This is a genomic window from Moellerella wisconsensis (assembly GCF_022592395.1).
Classification (GTDB): Bacteria; Pseudomonadota; Gammaproteobacteria; order Enterobacterales; family Enterobacteriaceae; genus Moellerella; species Moellerella wisconsensis.
Genome location: NZ_CP093242.1, coordinates 3,262,442 through 3,278,960 on the forward strand (window position 1 = coordinate 3,262,442; position 16,519 = coordinate 3,278,960).

Sequence of the window (16,519 nt, forward strand, 5' to 3'; positions counted from 1 at the left end):
TTGGCTCTTCACCGCCTACCCCATTCTTATCTATCGGAGAACAACGATGCCAAATCCTTTATATCAGCGTGATATCATCTCAATTAACGATCTCGACCGTAAAGATCTCGAACGGGTTTTAGAGGTTGCGGCCTCTTTAAAGCAGCATCCGCAGCCTGAGTTACTCAAATATAAAGTGATCGCCAGTTGTTTTTTTGAGGCCTCAACGCGAACCCGACTGTCTTTTGAGACCTCCATTCACCGTTTAGGTGCATCGGTGGTTGGTTTTTCTGATAGCAACAATACCTCGCTAGGCAAAAAAGGTGAGACGCTGGCAGATACCATTTCGGTGATCAGTCAGTATGTGGATGCGATAGTTATGCGTCACCCTCAAGAAGGCGCCGCACGCTTAGCCAGTCAGTTCTCTGGCAATATTCCGATTATTAATGCTGGTGATGGCTCAAATCAGCACCCTTCTCAGACACTGCTGGATTTATTTACGATTAAAGAAACCCAAGGCCGACTAGACAACTTGCAAATCGCGATGGTCGGTGATTTAAAATATGGCCGTACGGTACACTCTTTAACCCAAGCATTGTCTAAATTTAGCGGTAATCACTTCTATTTTATCGCCCCTGAAGCTTTGGCGATGCCGGATCATATTCTGCGTATTCTGGACGAAACGGGCGCAACCTATAGCCTGCATAATAATATTGATCAGGTATTACCGGAGCTGGATATTCTGTACATGACTCGAGTTCAAAAAGAGCGCCTTGACCCGTCAGAATATGCCAATGTGAAAGCTCAATTTGTATTACGGGCGGCTGATCTCGACGTTGCTAAACCCAACCTAAAAGTTTTGCATCCCCTACCTCGCATCGATGAAATTGCAGTTGATGTAGATAGCACCCCGTATGCCTACTATTTTCAACAAGCGGGTAATGGCATCTACGCCAGACAAGCCTTATTGGCATTAGTGTTAACTGAAGAAGTCACATTTTAAGGAGAACATCATGACACACGATCATAAATTACAAGTAGAAGCCATTAGTTGTGGAACCGTGATCGACCATATTCCAGCCATGGTGGGGTTTAAATTGCTCTCTTTATTTAAGCTGACTGAAACTGACCAACGCATCACTATTGGGCTTAATCTGCCATCGAATAATTTGGGCAAAAAAGATCTGATTAAAATTGAGAATACATTTTTAACCCCAGAACAAGCAAATCAACTGGCGATGTATGCACCCAGTGCAACCGTGAATCGTATCGAGAATTACCAAGTGGTTGAAAAACTGGAGCTCAATTTACCAGAACAAATTGATGGCGTATTGGTGTGTCCAAACAGTAACTGTATTAGCCATAATGAGCCGGTATCCAGCCGCTTTAAAGTGAAAAAAATGGCTGATGAGGTGGTATTAACCTGCCAATTCTGTGAAAAAGAGTTTGATCGCCATGCGGTAATTAATCATCGTCCTTAAGCCATGCTTGGGGTGTTTTCAGTATATACTGTAGCGCAGTCTACTCAGAAATTGCGCTAAGATGGGTAGATAATTATTATTGGGTTAGTCCCTTCTATCGACGCAAAGGAGCCGTTATGTCATACGAAATTAGCACTGAAAATGCCCCAGCCGCGATTGGACCTTATGTTCAGGGTGTTGATCTTGGTAGCATGGTTATCACTTCAGGCCAGATCCCTGTTGATCCTAAAACCGGTGATGTACCTGAAGATATCGCTGCACAAACTCGTCAATCATTGGCGAATGTTAAAGCTATCTTAATCAAAGCGGGTTTGGATGTAGGAAATATTGTCAAAACTACAGTTTTTGTTAAAGATTTAAACGATTTTGCGGTGGTAAATGCCACTTATGAAGAGTTTTTCAAACAGCATGATGCCGCGTATCCGGCACGTTCTTGTGTGGAAGTGGCGCGTTTACCGAAAGACGTAAAAATAGAAATCGAAGCCATCGCAATACGTTAATCATTTAGCGGCACGCAAGATTAATCGAATATAAAACAATCAAATATAAAATAAAGGCAGCGGCTAAAAAATAGCTACTGCCTTTTTTATTCCATCTGTCGTTTTTTAATCCGTTGGTCATTGATATTCCCCTTTCCCGCATCTAAGTAACTGATTAACGCTGGCCGTTTAATCATATCGCTCTTTTTTACAGTTAACTTATCGAGTTCACTGCTTACTAATATAGCCCGCGCATAGCACATATTAATCCGCCTCAAAATTGACTCTATTTGAGCGGGGATTCTATATGCATAATGCTAAAAAATTATTATTTTCTGTCGTTGTTTGATTCTTAGAACAATTATTTTTTTCTTTGTTTTAGATCAACTTTGCTGTAGCTAAATAATAGAAAAGCACCACATATTGTGTTTAAATACGCAAACAAAACACAACATATAGTATTTATGCACAATTTTATCCACAGTATAATTAAAAACCCTTTTCTCTGGATGGGGCTTTATTATGCTGTGGATAACTATTCAAGGAGTCTTTACAGTGAAAACGGTTGTGATCAAAAGAGATGGTTGTCAGGTTTATTTCGATACACCTCGCATTCAAGAGGCAGTCAAACGCGCGGCGATGGCTGCCAACATTGAAGATGACAATTATTGTCTACAAGTTGCTAATTTGGTCGAGCAGCAACTGTGCAACCGTGATCAAGTTGATATCCGTGATATTCAAGATGCGGTCGAGAACCAATTAATGGCCGGCCCGTATAAAGATCTCGCCAGAACCTATATTGAGTATCGCCATGACCGCGATATTGAACGCGAAAAACGCAGTCAGTTAACCCATGAAATCCGTGGGTTAATTGAACAAAGTAATCTCTCTTTGCTCAATGAGAATGCCAATAAAGACAGCAAAGTGATCCCGACACAACGAGATTTATTAGCCGGAATTGTGGCTAAACACTATGCTAAACAGCATATTTTACCGCGTGATATTGTTCAAGCGCATGAACGTGGCGAAATCCACTATCATGATCTCGATTATTCGCCATTTTTCCCCATGTTTAACTGTATGTTAATTGATTTAAAAGACATGTTGACCAATGGGTTCAAAATGGGAAATGCAGAAATAGAACAACCAAAATCTATTTCAACCGCAACGGCGGTAACCGCACAAATCATTGCTCAGGTGGCCAGCCATATTTACGGCGGTACGACCATTAATCGGATTGATGAAATCTTAGCTCCTTTTGTAACTGCCAGCTATAACAAGCACTTAGCCATTGCTCAGCAGTGGAATATTGCAGACTGTGCGGCATATGCCCAATCGCGAACCGAAAAAGAGTGTTACGATGCTTTTCAGTCGTTAGAGTACGAAGTAAACACTTTGCATACCGCTAATGGACAAACTCCATTTGTCACTTTTGGCTTTGGTCTGGGTACCTCCAAAGAAGCCCGTATGATCCAGCAAGCTATTCTCAAAAATCGAATTGCCGGATTAGGCAAAAATAAAAAAACTGCGGTATTCCCGAAGTTAGTCTTTGCGATTAAACAAGGATTGAATCATCAGTATGGCGATCCGAATTATGATATCAAACAGTTAGCTTTAGAATGTGCCAGCAAGCGTATGTATCCGGATATTCTCAATTATGATCGGGTAGTCGATGTCACCGGATCGTTTAAAACCCCGATGGGCTGCCGCAGCTTCTTGGGCGTGTATGAAGAAAATGGTCAGCAAATTCATGATGGGCGCAATAATCTCGGGGTGATCAGCCTCAATCTGCCGCGCATTGCGATTGAAGCGCAAGGCAATGAAGAGGCCTTTTGGGCACTGTTAGATTCACGTTTAGCGCTGGCAAAAAAAGCCTTAATGACCCGCATTGCACGCTTAGAGCAAGTTAAAGCCCGCGTGGCACCGATTTTATATATGGAAGGCGCTTGTGGTGTGCGCTTAAAAGCCGACGATAATATTGCCGAAATCTTTAAACATGGACGAGCGTCGATATCGTTGGGTTACATTGGATTACATGAAACGATTAATGCGCTATATGGCACCGAAACCCATGTTTATGATAGTGAAAATTTAAGAGCAAAAGCGCTTAAAATTGTACAGCGTTTACGCCGTGCAACCGATGACTGGAAAGATGAAACCGGCTATGCCTTCAGCTTGTATAGCACGCCAAGTGAAAATTTATGCGACCGTTTTTGCCGCTTAGATACCGCTGAGTTTGGGGTTATTTCGGGGGTCACCGACAAAGGTTACTATACCAATAGCTTCCATCTCGACGTTGAAAAACAGGTTAATCCGTATGACAAGCTTGATTTTGAATCCCCATATCCGGCGGTCGCAAATGGAGGCTTTATCTGTTACGGCGAATACCCAAATTTACAACACAATTTAAAAGCTCTGGAAGACGTTTGGGATTATAGCTATCAGCATGTGCCTTATTATGGAACCAATACCCCAATTGATGAGTGTTATGAATGTGGCTATACCGGCGAATTCAATTGTACCAGTAAAGGATTTGCGTGCCCGCGTTGCGGTAATCACGACACCAATAAAGTTTCCGTTATTCGCCGAGTGTGTGGCTATTTAGGCAGTCCAGATGCCCGCCCTTTTAATGCGGGAAAACAAGAAGAAGTAAAACGTCGGATCAAGCATCTCAACAATGGGCAGATAGGAAACAAATAGGCTAATTTTATGAATTATCATCAATATTACCCTATTGATGTGGTTAATGGCCCCGGCACACGCTGTACATTATTTGTCGCGGGCTGTATTCATCAATGCAGAGGTTGCTATAACCAAAGTACTTGGCGTCTCGATTCTGGGGTGCCCTTTACTCAAGAAATAGAAGATAGCATTATCGCCGATTTGCAAGATACTCGCATTAATAGACAAGGATTATCGCTCTCCGGCGGTGATCCACTACATCCGGCCAATGTGCCAGCTATTCTGAAATTAGTACAGCGGGTACGCATCGTGTGTCCGCAAAAAGACATTTGGTTATGGACAGGATATAAACGCGAGGAATTAACCCCAGAACAGCAAAAGGTAGTACGCCTATTGGATGTGCTGGTGGACGGTAAATTTGAGCAATCACTGTATGATCCCGGCTTAATTTGGCGCGGCAGCAGTAATCAAGTGATCCACAAACTACGTTAGTCCTCACGCTGCCAATATAATTTACTGCCGAATCCAAGGGTATTATTGACCATTTTTATCTCTTGGAGATAGATTTTCCAAATCGGCGTTTTAGCCGCTAACGCGACAGGAAAACGCCGACAATATTTATGCCGCGCTTCATCTGCATCACAAGCATACAGTGGTATTACCTGCCCGCGAAATTGAATACCTTGAATTTTACTGATCACTTTGGTTTGTGCCGATACCGTGCCGGCAATGGCCGGATTTTTTTGCATCAGTTGGCCGTGCCGAGAATCACCTTCGGTCATAAAAATCAATGACATTTCTTGTTTATCAAATACATAGAAGCAGGTGGCTGGCCAATAATCATCGGTATGAAAGGTGAAAATCGAAAAGACATGTTGGCGGGATAAATAACGCTGAATAGCGTTTAAAGCGGTTGGTGTTTTCATCATAGTGGCAAATAAACTTAAACGGTTCAGAACACGCCAGCAGAGCCTATACATTTATGCATACTTTACTGCATGGCGTGCTTCAGCGGTTCTGAACTCAGTAGAATGGGTTTACCACACTATAGGTTATTTATAAATTTGAGCAATACCGTTCATTTGGTTTTCACCGCTTGCCGCTACAACGCGGAAAGAAGTTGCGCCAGCTTCATCAGCTTTTTTGGCTAATTGTGCGGTCAGATCATCTAGAGTTGAAGCACCAGAGACAGACACTACACCGACAGGGGCTTGATTAGAATTTTGAACTTCTGTTGCTGCCATTGTACCAAATGAAAGGGTGGTTAATGCTAAAGTTGCAGCGATTAATGTTGTGTTTTTCATTTTATGATCCTTGATTTTTTAGTGAAACATTCAGGGGTTGTAACCTTCCCCTGTGATATGGATCATATTATTCCTCTAATCCGATAATGAAAATTGGCTATTTTTGCTTTTCTATGTCAAAAAATTTGAATATCAGTGGCAGTTCATAGCGAGAAAAATCGTCTAATAGGAATAAATTTCTTTATAATCTAATTAGTTAACCATATAAAATAGCTTATAACATCTGCAATTTTAATCATAAGCATCAGGGCCTAATAAGCACAAAATGCAAAATTATCAGTGAGTTACACGCTAAATGAGTGAAAAATCATGGTATGTATATTTAATTCGCGCCAATAATGATGCCTTATATTGTGGAATTAGCACCGATGTGGCTAAACGTATTGAGGTGCATCAACGCGGTCAAGGGGCTAAATATTTAGTTGGTAAATTACCGCTACGCTTGGTGTATCAGGCTGAGGCTGGGGATCGTTCCAGTGCCTCAAAAATAGAGTATTGCATTAAGCAATTGAAAAAAAGCCAAAAAGAGAGGCTGGTCATTGACCAACCTCAGAATATTATCGCCTATCTTGAGCACATTTGTGCTCGTCACTGAATCACGGCAACTACACCTACCGCAGGGCTATAACTTAGTCACACGGCGTTATTGCAGGCTATCAAACAGCGTTGAATAACTAACCTGCCCTGTATGGGCGTCTAACGCATCATTTTCTAAACCGTACACCATAAAGTGCGCTTGATGCTCTGGCCATTGACAATAAAGCTGATGTTGCTCAGCCAGCTGGAAGCCGAAACGCTGATAATAGGCAGGGTCGCCGAGCACCACAACCGCACCATAGCCAAATTCATTCAGGCTATCTAATCCTTCATAAACTAACTTTTCACCTAGCCCTTGGCCACGATGTTCAACATCGACCGCTAACGGTGCTAACCCGACCCACTGCACATCTTCGCCGTTAACATCTACCGGAGTAAAGCCGACATAACCAATGACTTCACCTTCGTCACTGGTCGCGACTACGCCTAAAGTAAGTAGCCCATCTTCTCTTAATTGGCGCACTAAATCGGCTTGGTAAGGCGTAGGAAAACAGCGACGCAATAAACGGTCAATGCCCATAGCATCGACGGGAATTTCAACGCGGATTAGCATGATATCAGCCCAGTACTATTTTGCGTTGCTGCTGAACCCTCCTGCGGTTTATTTTGTTGAATAAATTCAGCTAATTGCATTAAACCAAAGCGTAGAGGTGCTGGCATTTTTTCTAACTCAAAAGCATCCATTAGGTTTTTAACATACAGACCTAATTCGGTATCCCCTTCAATTACTAAGCGGCGTTGAAAAAACAGACTGTCGGGATCTTCTTTACGTGCGGCAATTAAAATCAGTTCATTGGCATTACCGCTAATACTGACATCTGCGGTGCCTTGTGGGCGAACCATTAACTGGCCATTTTGCAAACTAATAAACCAAACCAGTTGTAAATCGGTGATTTCAACTTTTAGCCATTTATTTTCCAAAAAATCCAGCTCGCCGTCGATCAGTGATTCATGGAACTGCCATTTTAATAATTGTTCCAATACTTGACGCTGAAGGGCGAAAGGGGTCATTTTCAAAGGCAGTCGCATCAAAGATGGGCCTTTACTCACAAGTTGTGAACGAAACTTTTCTAGCATAGCTCAGACTCCTATAACTTCGATATACCTAAGATACCCCTGACATAATTCAAATTTTGGGGGCGTAACCGCCATTTATTGATTCAAGTTACACGGCATATATGGCGGGCCATTTGATGAGATAATAAGGGTATTGTGTCAAAATAAGCGACAATCGCTATGATCCTATATCAATAATCATCCATTCTGCCAGAGTTTATTTTCTCAATCGGACGTCATTCCCGCAATCTCAATCATAAAATGCCATTTAACTGCCTTAAATCAAAATGTTGTTTACTGGTCTTGATTACAATCCTGATAGCTGAAAATTTATACTGAGATCAAAACTGAGATTAAAAATATGGAATTACTCTGCCCGGCAGGCAATTTACCCGCATTAAAGTCAGCAGTAGAAAACGGTGCGGATGCCGTTTATATCGGTTTAAAAAATGACACTAATGCGCGGCATTTTGCCGGATTGAATTTTACCGAAAAAAAACTGCATGAAGCCGAACGTTATATTCACCGAAATAAACGCAAACTGCATATCGCTATTAATACATTTGCTCATCCAGATGGCTATGAGCGGTGGCAAAATTCGATTGATTTAGCCGCAGATTTAGGCGCTGATGCGCTGATCCTCGCCGATATCGCCATGCTTGAATATGCGGCGCATAAATACCCGCACATTGAACGCCATGTTTCTGTACAAGCCTCCGCGACCAATACCGAGGCTATTCGCTTTTATCAACGTAATTTTCAAGTTCATCGGGTGGTATTACCCCGAGTTTTATCGATGCATCAAGTCAAACAATTAGCCAAAAGTAGTCCGGTACCGCTAGAGGTTTTTGCCTTTGGTAGCTTGTGCATTATGGCGGAAGGCCGTTGTTATCTTTCCTCTTATTTAACTGGCGAATCGCCGAATACCGTGGGTGCCTGTTCACCGGCCCGTTTTGTGCGCTGGCAAAAAACAGCAACTGGCATGGATTCACGCCTAAACGAGGTATTAATTGACCGCTATGATCACAATGAGCATGTGGGGTATCCGACGCTGTGTAAGGGCCGTTATCTGGTTGATGATCATAAATATCACGTTCTCGAAGAGCCCACCAGCTTGAATACCATTGAATTAATTCCTGATTTGATGGCGGCAAATATTGCATCGGTCAAAATAGAGGGGCGTCAACGTAGCCCGGCATATGTCAGTGAAGTCTCGCGTATTTGGCGTCAAGCAATTGATCGCTATCAAGCCAATCCTGCGGAATTTGAGGCCGATCCGCAGTGGTCTAAAAGTTTGGGCGATTTGTCTGAAGGCCAGCAAACCACGCTGGGCGCGTATCATCGTAAATGGCAGTAAAGGCGTCAAAGGGAAAGTATATGAGATATTCATTAGGCTCAGTATTATATTACTGGCCACGCACGGTATTAGAGGATTTTTATCACCAAGCAGCGCAAAGTGAGGCCGATATTATTTATCTCGGTGAATCCGTTTGCAGTAAACGCCGCGAATTAAAACCGGCAGATTGGATTGAACTTGGGCGTCAATTAGCCTCCCAAGGTAAACAAGTGGTATTAACCTCTCTGGCATTATTGCAAGCGCCGTCAGAACTGAAAGAAATTACCAAATTAGTCGATAATGGTGAGTTTCTCCTCGAAGCACATGATTTTGGGGTGATCAATATGCTCGCCGAGCGCGGATTGCCTTTCGTTGCTGGTCATGGGCTCAATTGCTACAATGCTTATGCGCTTAAATCGTTGTTAAAACAAGGGATGACACGTTGGTGTATGCCGGTCGAGCTGTCGCGGGATTGGCTGATTAATTTACTCAATCAATGTGAAAGCTTGGGGATCCGCGATCAATTTGAGGTTGAAGTGATGAGCTATGGCCATTTACCGCTGGCTTATTCTGCTCGTTGTTTTACCGCCCGCTCTGAAAACCGCTCTAAAGACGAATGTGAAACTTGCTGCATCAATTATCCGCAAGGACGCAAAGTATTTTCTCAAGAGCAGCAGCAAGTGTTTATTCTTAATGGGATCCAAACACAAAGTGGCTATTGCTACAATTTGGGTAATGAGCTTAATTCGATGCAAGGATTGGTCGATATTGTGCGTATTTCGCCTGAAAATATCGATTCCCTAAATATCTTGGCGCAATTTAAAGCGAATCAACTGGGCACGGCCCCGCTAAATCTGGCGGCAGAGCCCAGTTGTAATGGCTATTGGCGTAACATTGCTGGGTTATCAATGGCCCAATAAACATTAATCATGATGCTGGGACTTTTTGTGGATGAGATGGCGTAATTTATGACTGTAATGGCGTAATTCACCGTTTCGCAGCATGCCAACAAAAACTCCCAGTAGGGTATAAATCACTCCGAGAGTCAGCATCATCACGATATCCATCAAAACGCCAGTAAAAGGCAATCCCAGCTGGTTAATACCGGCAATAGCGTTAGTCGCCCAAGTAGAAGGCAGCGCAGAGGCTATCATTCGAACCCAATCCGGCATCGCTTGTAATGGCCAAATGGTGCCGGACATATAAAACACTGGCGTGGTAATAAATGCCAAGGTTAAATAAATCATTTCCACGCTACGCAGACATTCGGTCACCAGTTTGCCTAATCCGAGTACGGCCAATAAAAAAGGGAACGTTAGCATCCACAGTTCGTACAGTGGGGCTTCTTGGCGATAGCCTAGTACCCAAGGCCATAACGCAAAAAATACCGTGGATAAAAATAACCAGATTGGTAATAACGCCGATAACGCGCCGAGATAAACCGCTAATGGCGGCTTACCTTTAGGGGTTCCTCGAATAGCAATACTTACCCTTACGCAGGCAATTAACAGTGAATGCTGTAATAACATCACTAAAAGCCCAGGGAAAACAATCGCCGCAAAACTCACGCCGGGATTATATAATGCAATAGTTTCACTTTTCACGGGAGTGATCACTAACGCAGCTTGCTCCGCACTATAACCGGCGTTGCGTAATAATGCGGTATTATAATCATTGAGTAGCTGGGTATAAGCAATGGATAATTCTTGTTGAATCTGTCCACTGGCTAATCGGTTAGTTCCATCACCGTAAACCGGCACCGTAATATTTTTACCTTCGAGCAGATATTTTTCAAAATTGGTTGGAATAATAATAATCGCAAACAGCTGCCGGCTGATCATATCCTGCCGTGCTTGGGCTAAATTATCGTAACTGTGTAATTGCACTTTCGGTGTGGCATCTAAATCGCGAATTAATACCCGACTTGCAGAGCTATGGTCTTGGTCAATCACCGCGACCGGAAGCTCCCATAACACCGGCTTGGCATAGACTAAACTCATGATGCATAAAGAAACCAGCAGCAACAGCCACATTGGTTTATCCAGCATGCCTAGTAGCACCTTTTTGAAGGTGGCAAAATAAACCGGCATTATTCACTCCCTCCTTGGGCTGCAAGTCGTTTAAACAGTCGATGACGTACTAAAAATGCACAGACTAACGGATAAATCAATAAATACAGACAAACTTCAATAATCCGCCATCCGGTGACTTCACGCAGAAAAATATCAAACATCGCATTCAAAGCATGGGTTAATGGCTCTATATTTGAAATCACGCGCGCCGGCCAAATCATAGAAAGTTCGGGAACCGCCATACCGGAAAAAGCCAAGGCGATACTGACCAATATCCCAATTAAGCTGTACGCCATAATCGCACTGGAGGTAAAAGTGAACAGCAATAAGCCAATACTCTGTGCCGCTATCACATAGAAGAAACCGACCATAATCATATATAGCGGATTACCGGTAACTTTAGCATCAAATAGTGTCACTAATGCCGCTATTTCTATCACCAATAAGGTGGTAAAAAATAAGGTATAAGGTGCCATTTTACCCAGCAAAGCCGGGACAAAAGGAGTGATCGATTGCAGAATCGATCCCCGCGACATGGTGTAAATGGTACAGGTCACCACAAATAGCTGAAGCATATGAATAGTGGCCGCAAATTGCTGATAATAAATATAACTGCCACTTGGATTAAATAAGCTATCGTAAGATAAGGTAACATTCGCCAAAGGCGGAAGTTTATGCCCCATCGAAGACGCCATCAGCACCCGATATTTAGCATTCAGTTCGGCCACCAGCCCACTGAAATCCTGTATCGCATAACTGCCCGAGGCGTAAAATAAGGCGTTGTAATACATTCTAATTTCGGGTTGGCGACCACTGAGCGCCTCTTTTTCAAAATCAGGCGGGATATACAGCACCGCATAATCTTTGGCGCTGGCCATTCTTTTTATCGAGGTATCAACGTTATTATCAACCGCTTTAACATCGGCATGAGGTCCGGCGTTTAAATCGCGGATTAATTGCCGAGACAACGGGCTGTGATCGTTATCCACTACCGAGACGGGCAAATCCATTAAGGTGCCTTCAGAAAAATTGGCGCTCACCAAGGTGAATAACATTAGTGGAAATAACCAACTTAACCAATGGAATACCGGGCTACGGATCGCGGATTTTGTTTCTCGGCTAAAGGCATTTTCAAAGCCTCTCCAAGCAAATTTAGCTTTCATACTGCGCCTTATTATTTATCCCAGCGCCACAATGTACTCATGCCCGGACGAAGACCTTCCACAGGCTCCAAGGGGTATAAGCGAACTTCAAAGGTTTTTAAATCGAAGTCTCCGGTTGCACGCGTGGCTCTCTTGGTCGCGTAATCGCCTTTAGGGGCGATAAAACGCACTTCCGCATCGATTTCTTTATCACCTAATGCCGGAACTCGTAATTTAATAATGTCACCTTTTTTGACATTAACTAAAATATCTTCGCGTAGATTATAAATAAAATAGGCTTGAGGCAGACGGATCAACGACACTAATGGGCTACCGGCATTAAATAATTCGCCTACTTCTGCAGGGATTGGTCCCACTTCACCTTCAACCGGGGCTTTTACTTGTAAATCATCAACCTGTACTTGAATCTCAGCCAGCTTCTGCTCTGCTTGTGTTAATTCGGCTTGGTATTGATGACGTAGCTCAACACGATCGCCATTTTTGCCTTCATCTAACTGGGCTTTAGCACTCAGTACCTGTTGATAAGCCACATCTTTTGCTTTACGGGCATTATCTAACTCATTCGCAGACACATATCCCTTCGCCGATAAATTACTTAACCGTGTATATTCACGGCTGGCATTCTGATATTGCGATTGCGCCTGAGCAACCTGCGCCGCTAGATTACGCAGCGTCTCTTCACGCGTACCATGCAGCGATAAGGCTAATTGAGCTTTAGCTTGGTCGCGCGCCGCAACAACAGCGGCATATTGTGCATTGAGTTCGGGGCTTTCCAGCGTTAACAATAACTGTCCTTGTTTAACATCATCACCACGCTCAATATGACGTTCAATGACCCGGCCGGTGGCTTTAGAAGTCACCACCACTTCCGGAGCATCAACTTCACCTTGTAATAACAAATATTGATTATGGGAATGAAAAAGAGCGGCTGTTGCAATTAAAATCAACATCAGCAGGATCAGTACAATCGTTCTTTTTTTCATTATGTTTATGAACCTTAAAAATAATATATCCAAAATCATTCGAGTTGCAGGAACGCAATCGAAGAGATCAATAAGATTACATACGTCAGTATGTTTAGAAGAGTAGAGCTAACTAATATGCCCGCAATATAAATATGACGGATATAATGGCAGAAACTATTATCGATACAGTATGACAATAATTTACAACAAAGCGTTAATAAATTCGTGCGCTAGCTCACTGACAGAAAGGGAATAGCATCCGAATAATACCGGAATAGTGCAACTGAAAATCACTTATGTCAAATTTTCGTGATATGAATATTAACAATAATATTCGCCACACAATAATCCAATTAAGTTAAAATAGACGCTTTGCCTCCCTACTGGAAAACCTATGTACGAGTTTGATCTAGTCCTCCTACTCTTGCAGCAGATGTGCGTGTATTTAGTGATAGCTTGGGCATTAAGCAAAACACCGCTGATCATTCCTCTGCTAAAAGTCACCATTCGTCTGCCCCATAAAGTCATGTGTTACTTTATTTTCTCCATTTTCTGCATCATGGGCACTTATTTTGGCTTACATATCAATGACTCGATAGCCAATACTCGCGCAATCGGTTCAGTATTAGGCGGCTTACTCGGTGGCCCCGGTGTTGGTTTTTTAGTTGGCTTTACCGGCGGATTGCACCGCTATTCCCTCGGCGGTATGACCGCATTCAGCTGTATGGTATCGACTATCGCAGAAGGACTGATAGGAGGGCTGATCCATAGCTACTATATGAAGCGCGGTAAAATTAATAAGTTATTTAACCCGTGGACCGCTGCTGGAGTAACACTATTCGCCGAAATCATCCAAATGCTAATTATCTTATTATTGGCTAAACCCTTTAATGAGGCTTTAGCGTTAGTAAAAAATATTGCCGCCCCGATGGTGATTGCCAACAGTATTGGCGCCGCAATGTTTATCCGTATTTTATTAGATAGGCGCGCCATTGTAGATAGGTATACCTCCGCATTTTCAGCCCAAGCAATGAAAATAGCCGTATGTACAGAAGGTATTTTACGCAAAGGCTTCAATGCGGATAACAGCATGAAAGTGGCTAAAATCATTTATCAGCAGCTAGAAATTGGTGCCGTTGCGATTACCGATCGCGAAAAATTATTAGCCTTTATAGGGATAGGCGCAGATCACCATATTCCCGGCACCCCGATTGCGTCGATACAATCGCGTCGAGCGATCGACTTCAACGAAGTCGTCTATGCCGACGGTAATGAGACCCCGTATAAATGTTCACTCGATCCTACCTGTAAATTGGGTTCTGCATTGGTTATACCTTTACGCGGTGAAAATCAACGCGTTATAGGAACGATAAAACTTTATGAAGGCAAAAATCGTTTATTCAGCTCAATTAACCGCACCCTAGGAGAAGGCATCGCCAGTTTATTCTCTGCACAGATCCTCGCCGGACAATATGAACGCAATAAACAATCACTGCTGCAATCTGAAGTTAAGTTGTTGCATGCCCAAGTTAATCCACATTTTCTATTTAATGTGCTCAATACACTCCAAGCAGTAATCCGGCGTGATAGCCAGCAAGCAGGACAATTAGTGCAATATATCTCGACGTTTTTTCGTAAAAATCTTAAACGTCCGGAGAATAATGCCACGCTGGGTGAAGAGATAGAGCACGTTAATGCATATTTACAGATTGAAAAAGCACGTTTCCGTGATAATTTACAGGTTCATTTTGAGATCCCAGATCAGCTTAATCTGGTCGAGCTACCGGCTTTTTCTCTCCAACCGATGGTAGAAAATGCCATAAAACATGGAACATCACAGTTATTAGGCATTGGGCGTATTACAATACGTGCTTATCAACATAATCAATGTGTTTGTATCGAAATTGAAGACAATGCCGGACTCTATCAACCCTCGCCGCTCAGTGATGGCTTAGGAATGAGTTTGGTGGATAAACGACTGCGCTTAAAATACGGCGAAAAATATGGGGTTAGCGTGGAATATGAGCCCGAAGAATTTACCCGTATCAAACTAAATTTGCCGTATTATTCACACAACCTAATAAAATAATTAAAAAATAATGAATGTACTAATTGTTGATGATGAACCCTTAGCCCGAGAAAACCTGCGCTGCTTACTCGAAGATATAGCAGATATTGAAATTATCGGTGAATGCGCCAATGCCATCGAAGCTATTAGCGCTATCCATAAATTAAAGCCGGATGCGGTGTTTTTGGATATTCAAATGCCTCGCGTTACTGGCTTAGAAATGGTGCGCATGCTTGATCCCGAAGACCGACCTTATATCATTTTCCTCACCGCTTTTGATGAATATGCGATTGAGGCCTTTGAGGAGCATGCGTTTGATTATTTGCTGAAGCCGGTAGAAAAACAGCGCATGGAAAAAACGCTGCATCGATTACGACAAGGTAAGCAAAAGCAGAATATCGAAGCGTTAGTCGGTAGCGAGCCACTCAAGTTTATTCCTTGTACTGGTCACAGCCGTATTTGGCTAATGAAGCTGGATGAAGTTTTATACGTCACCTCACGCATGAGCGGTGTATTTGTGATTAGTAAGCAAGGCCAAGAAGGCTTTACGGAATTGACGTTACGTACCCTTGAAATGCGAACGCCACTGGTTCGCTGCCATCGTCAATATTTGGTCAATATGACGCAGTTAAATGAAATTTTATTCGGTGATAATGGACAAGCTGAGTTAGTGCTGAGTAATGGAGAACGCATCCCAGTCAGCCGCCGTTATCTTAAACCGCTCAAAGAAGCACTAGGGTTAATCTAAGCAATCATATATTATGAAATAATTATAATTAACCTAAACCTAAAGGAGTCAGGTGAATGGCTGATTTTTATCTTCAAATTAGAACTGATTCAATGACATTAAAAAATCTGGAAACTCACGATGAGCATTCAGCACAAGGCCATTTCTCTTCTGTCCGCTTGATCATTGGCGATTATTATTCGGCTGAATTTATTCTGCGACAACTGGTTGAGCAAATGGGTCTGCGTGTTTCATTGCCGTTTAGCACTCATCATCGTGTTGTGGTACAAGCGCTAGATAAAATCGAAGGTGGGCTAAGTGAAGTTGAAATTCGTTTACTCAAAGAAGTGGTTTCTGGCGGATTTGCCCAAAAAGTGAAAAAAATTGTTGTCTGCTGCGATAATTTACCCTTGCCTCAAAGTGAGGCCAAAGAATTACTCGAAAACACCCAATAACTTTTATGTGTCGTCAGAGGGTTATCCTCTGGCGACCTAATCTTCTTTCTCTACCCTAATCATATACTCAGTATTCTAAGACGCCTCATCGTACTACTGTCCTTACTCTCTATTCCCATTTCTCTATTTTTTATTCTCTAGTTGATTGTTTAGTT

The 16,519-nt window shown here is 42.7% G+C and carries 18 protein-coding genes; 11 read left to right on the top strand and 7 right to left on the bottom strand.

What is annotated here, in order from left to right; translation table 11 throughout:
* Positions 1 to 46: 46 nt before the first annotated feature.
* The 5 genes from pyrB to nrdG all read left to right on the top strand — a co-directional run bounded on the left by pyrB (position 47) and on the right by nrdG (position 5,113).
* Positions 47 to 982, top strand: coding sequence for an aspartate carbamoyltransferase (gene pyrB / locus MNY66_RS14210; protein ID WP_047257484.1), 936 nt, complete (start codon positions 47 to 49; stop codon positions 980 to 982).
* A 10-nt stretch (positions 983 to 992) separates the two neighbouring features.
* Positions 993 to 1,460 (top strand): aspartate carbamoyltransferase regulatory subunit, encoded by a 468-nt coding sequence (gene pyrI, locus MNY66_RS14215; RefSeq protein WP_047257485.1) that lies wholly within the window; start codon positions 993 to 995, stop codon positions 1,458 to 1,460.
* 116 nt (positions 1,461 to 1,576) lie between these two features.
* Entirely contained in the window at positions 1,577 to 1,960 is a 384-nt protein-coding gene (gene ridA / locus MNY66_RS14220; protein ID WP_047257486.1) for a 2-iminobutanoate/2-iminopropanoate deaminase, read from the top strand.
* Positions 1,961 to 2,494: 534 nt separating this feature from the next.
* A complete protein-coding gene (gene nrdD / locus MNY66_RS14225) occupies positions 2,495 to 4,639 on the top strand; it encodes an anaerobic ribonucleoside-triphosphate reductase (protein WP_047257487.1) in 2,145 nt (714 codons plus the stop codon).
* A gap of 9 nt (positions 4,640 to 4,648) precedes the next feature.
* Complete coding sequence (nrdG, locus tag MNY66_RS14230) at positions 4,649 to 5,113, top strand: anaerobic ribonucleoside-triphosphate reductase-activating protein (RefSeq protein WP_241501126.1); 465 nt, start codon at positions 4,649 to 4,651, stop codon at positions 5,111 to 5,113.
* Here nrdG and MNY66_RS14235 read toward each other — a convergent pair.
* Together MNY66_RS14235 and bhsA are read right to left on the bottom strand one after the other, a co-directional pair.
* Positions 5,110 to 5,547 carry a YhbP family protein gene (locus MNY66_RS14235; RefSeq protein ID WP_053907168.1) on the bottom strand — a complete coding sequence of 146 codons (438 nt, stop codon included), beginning with the start codon at positions 5,545 to 5,547 and terminating at the stop codon, positions 5,110 to 5,112. The genes nrdG and MNY66_RS14235 overlap by 4 nt on opposite strands.
* A 126-nt stretch (positions 5,548 to 5,673) precedes the next feature.
* A complete protein-coding gene (bhsA, locus tag MNY66_RS14240) occupies positions 5,674 to 5,925 on the bottom strand; it encodes a multiple stress resistance protein BhsA (RefSeq protein WP_047257489.1) in 252 nt (83 codons plus the stop codon).
* A gap of 295 nt (positions 5,926 to 6,220) precedes the next feature.
* Here bhsA and MNY66_RS14245 point away from each other — a divergent pair, with 295 nt between their 5' ends.
* Positions 6,221 to 6,520 carry a GIY-YIG nuclease family protein gene (locus MNY66_RS14245; RefSeq protein ID WP_047257490.1) on the top strand — a complete coding sequence of 100 codons (300 nt, stop codon included), beginning with the start codon at positions 6,221 to 6,223 and terminating at the stop codon, positions 6,518 to 6,520.
* 48 nt (positions 6,521 to 6,568) lie between these two features.
* Here MNY66_RS14245 and MNY66_RS14250 read toward each other — a convergent pair whose 3' ends face one another.
* Both MNY66_RS14250 and ubiT read right to left on the bottom strand, forming a co-directional pair.
* Positions 6,569 to 7,075, bottom strand: a complete 507-nt coding sequence (locus MNY66_RS14250) for a GNAT family N-acetyltransferase (RefSeq protein ID WP_241501127.1) — start codon at positions 7,073 to 7,075, stop codon at positions 6,569 to 6,571.
* Entirely contained in the window at positions 7,069 to 7,599 is a 531-nt protein-coding gene (ubiT, locus tag MNY66_RS14255) for a ubiquinone anaerobic biosynthesis accessory factor UbiT (protein ID WP_053907080.1), read from the bottom strand. The genes MNY66_RS14250 and ubiT overlap by 7 nt, the downstream gene beginning before the upstream one ends.
* A 340-nt stretch (positions 7,600 to 7,939) precedes the next feature.
* Here ubiT and ubiU point away from each other — a divergent pair, with 340 nt between their 5' ends.
* Both ubiU and MNY66_RS14265 read left to right on the top strand, forming a co-directional pair.
* Positions 7,940 to 8,935, top strand: coding sequence for a ubiquinone anaerobic biosynthesis protein UbiU (gene ubiU / locus MNY66_RS14260; RefSeq protein ID WP_241501128.1), 996 nt, complete (start codon positions 7,940 to 7,942; stop codon positions 8,933 to 8,935).
* A gap of 20 nt (positions 8,936 to 8,955) precedes the next feature.
* Positions 8,956 to 9,834, top strand: coding sequence for a U32 family peptidase (locus MNY66_RS14265; RefSeq protein WP_047257494.1), 879 nt, complete (start codon positions 8,956 to 8,958; stop codon positions 9,832 to 9,834).
* 3 nt (positions 9,835 to 9,837) lie between these two features.
* Here MNY66_RS14265 and MNY66_RS14270 read toward each other — a convergent pair whose 3' ends face one another.
* From MNY66_RS14270 to MNY66_RS14280, 3 genes are read right to left on the bottom strand one after another with little or no spacing between them, the layout of a single operon-like run.
* On the bottom strand, positions 9,838 to 11,004 hold the full coding sequence (locus MNY66_RS14270) for an ABC transporter permease (RefSeq protein WP_047257495.1): 1,167 nt from the start codon (positions 11,002 to 11,004) through the stop codon (positions 9,838 to 9,840).
* Complete coding sequence (locus MNY66_RS14275; RefSeq protein WP_047257496.1) at positions 11,004 to 12,149, bottom strand: ABC transporter permease; 1,146 nt, start codon at positions 12,147 to 12,149, stop codon at positions 11,004 to 11,006. The genes MNY66_RS14270 and MNY66_RS14275 overlap by 1 nt, the downstream gene beginning before the upstream one ends.
* An 11-nt stretch (positions 12,150 to 12,160) precedes the next feature.
* Complete coding sequence (locus tag MNY66_RS14280) at positions 12,161 to 13,132, bottom strand: HlyD family secretion protein (protein WP_047257497.1); 972 nt, start codon at positions 13,130 to 13,132, stop codon at positions 12,161 to 12,163.
* 376 nt (positions 13,133 to 13,508) lie between these two features.
* Here MNY66_RS14280 and MNY66_RS14285 point away from each other — a divergent pair, with 376 nt between their 5' ends.
* The 3 genes from MNY66_RS14285 to MNY66_RS14295 are packed head-to-tail and all read left to right on the top strand — an operon-like array spanning position 13,509 to position 16,364.
* Positions 13,509 to 15,203, top strand: coding sequence for a sensor histidine kinase (locus tag MNY66_RS14285; protein ID WP_047257498.1), 1,695 nt, complete (start codon positions 13,509 to 13,511; stop codon positions 15,201 to 15,203).
* A gap of 10 nt (positions 15,204 to 15,213) precedes the next feature.
* Positions 15,214 to 15,930, top strand: coding sequence for a two-component system response regulator BtsR (gene btsR / locus MNY66_RS14290; protein WP_047257499.1), 717 nt, complete (start codon positions 15,214 to 15,216; stop codon positions 15,928 to 15,930).
* Positions 15,931 to 15,986: 56 nt separating this feature from the next.
* On the top strand, positions 15,987 to 16,364 hold the full coding sequence (locus MNY66_RS14295; protein WP_047257500.1) for a YjaA family stress response protein: 378 nt from the start codon (positions 15,987 to 15,989) through the stop codon (positions 16,362 to 16,364).
* The last annotated feature ends 155 nt before the right edge of the window (positions 16,365 to 16,519 follow it).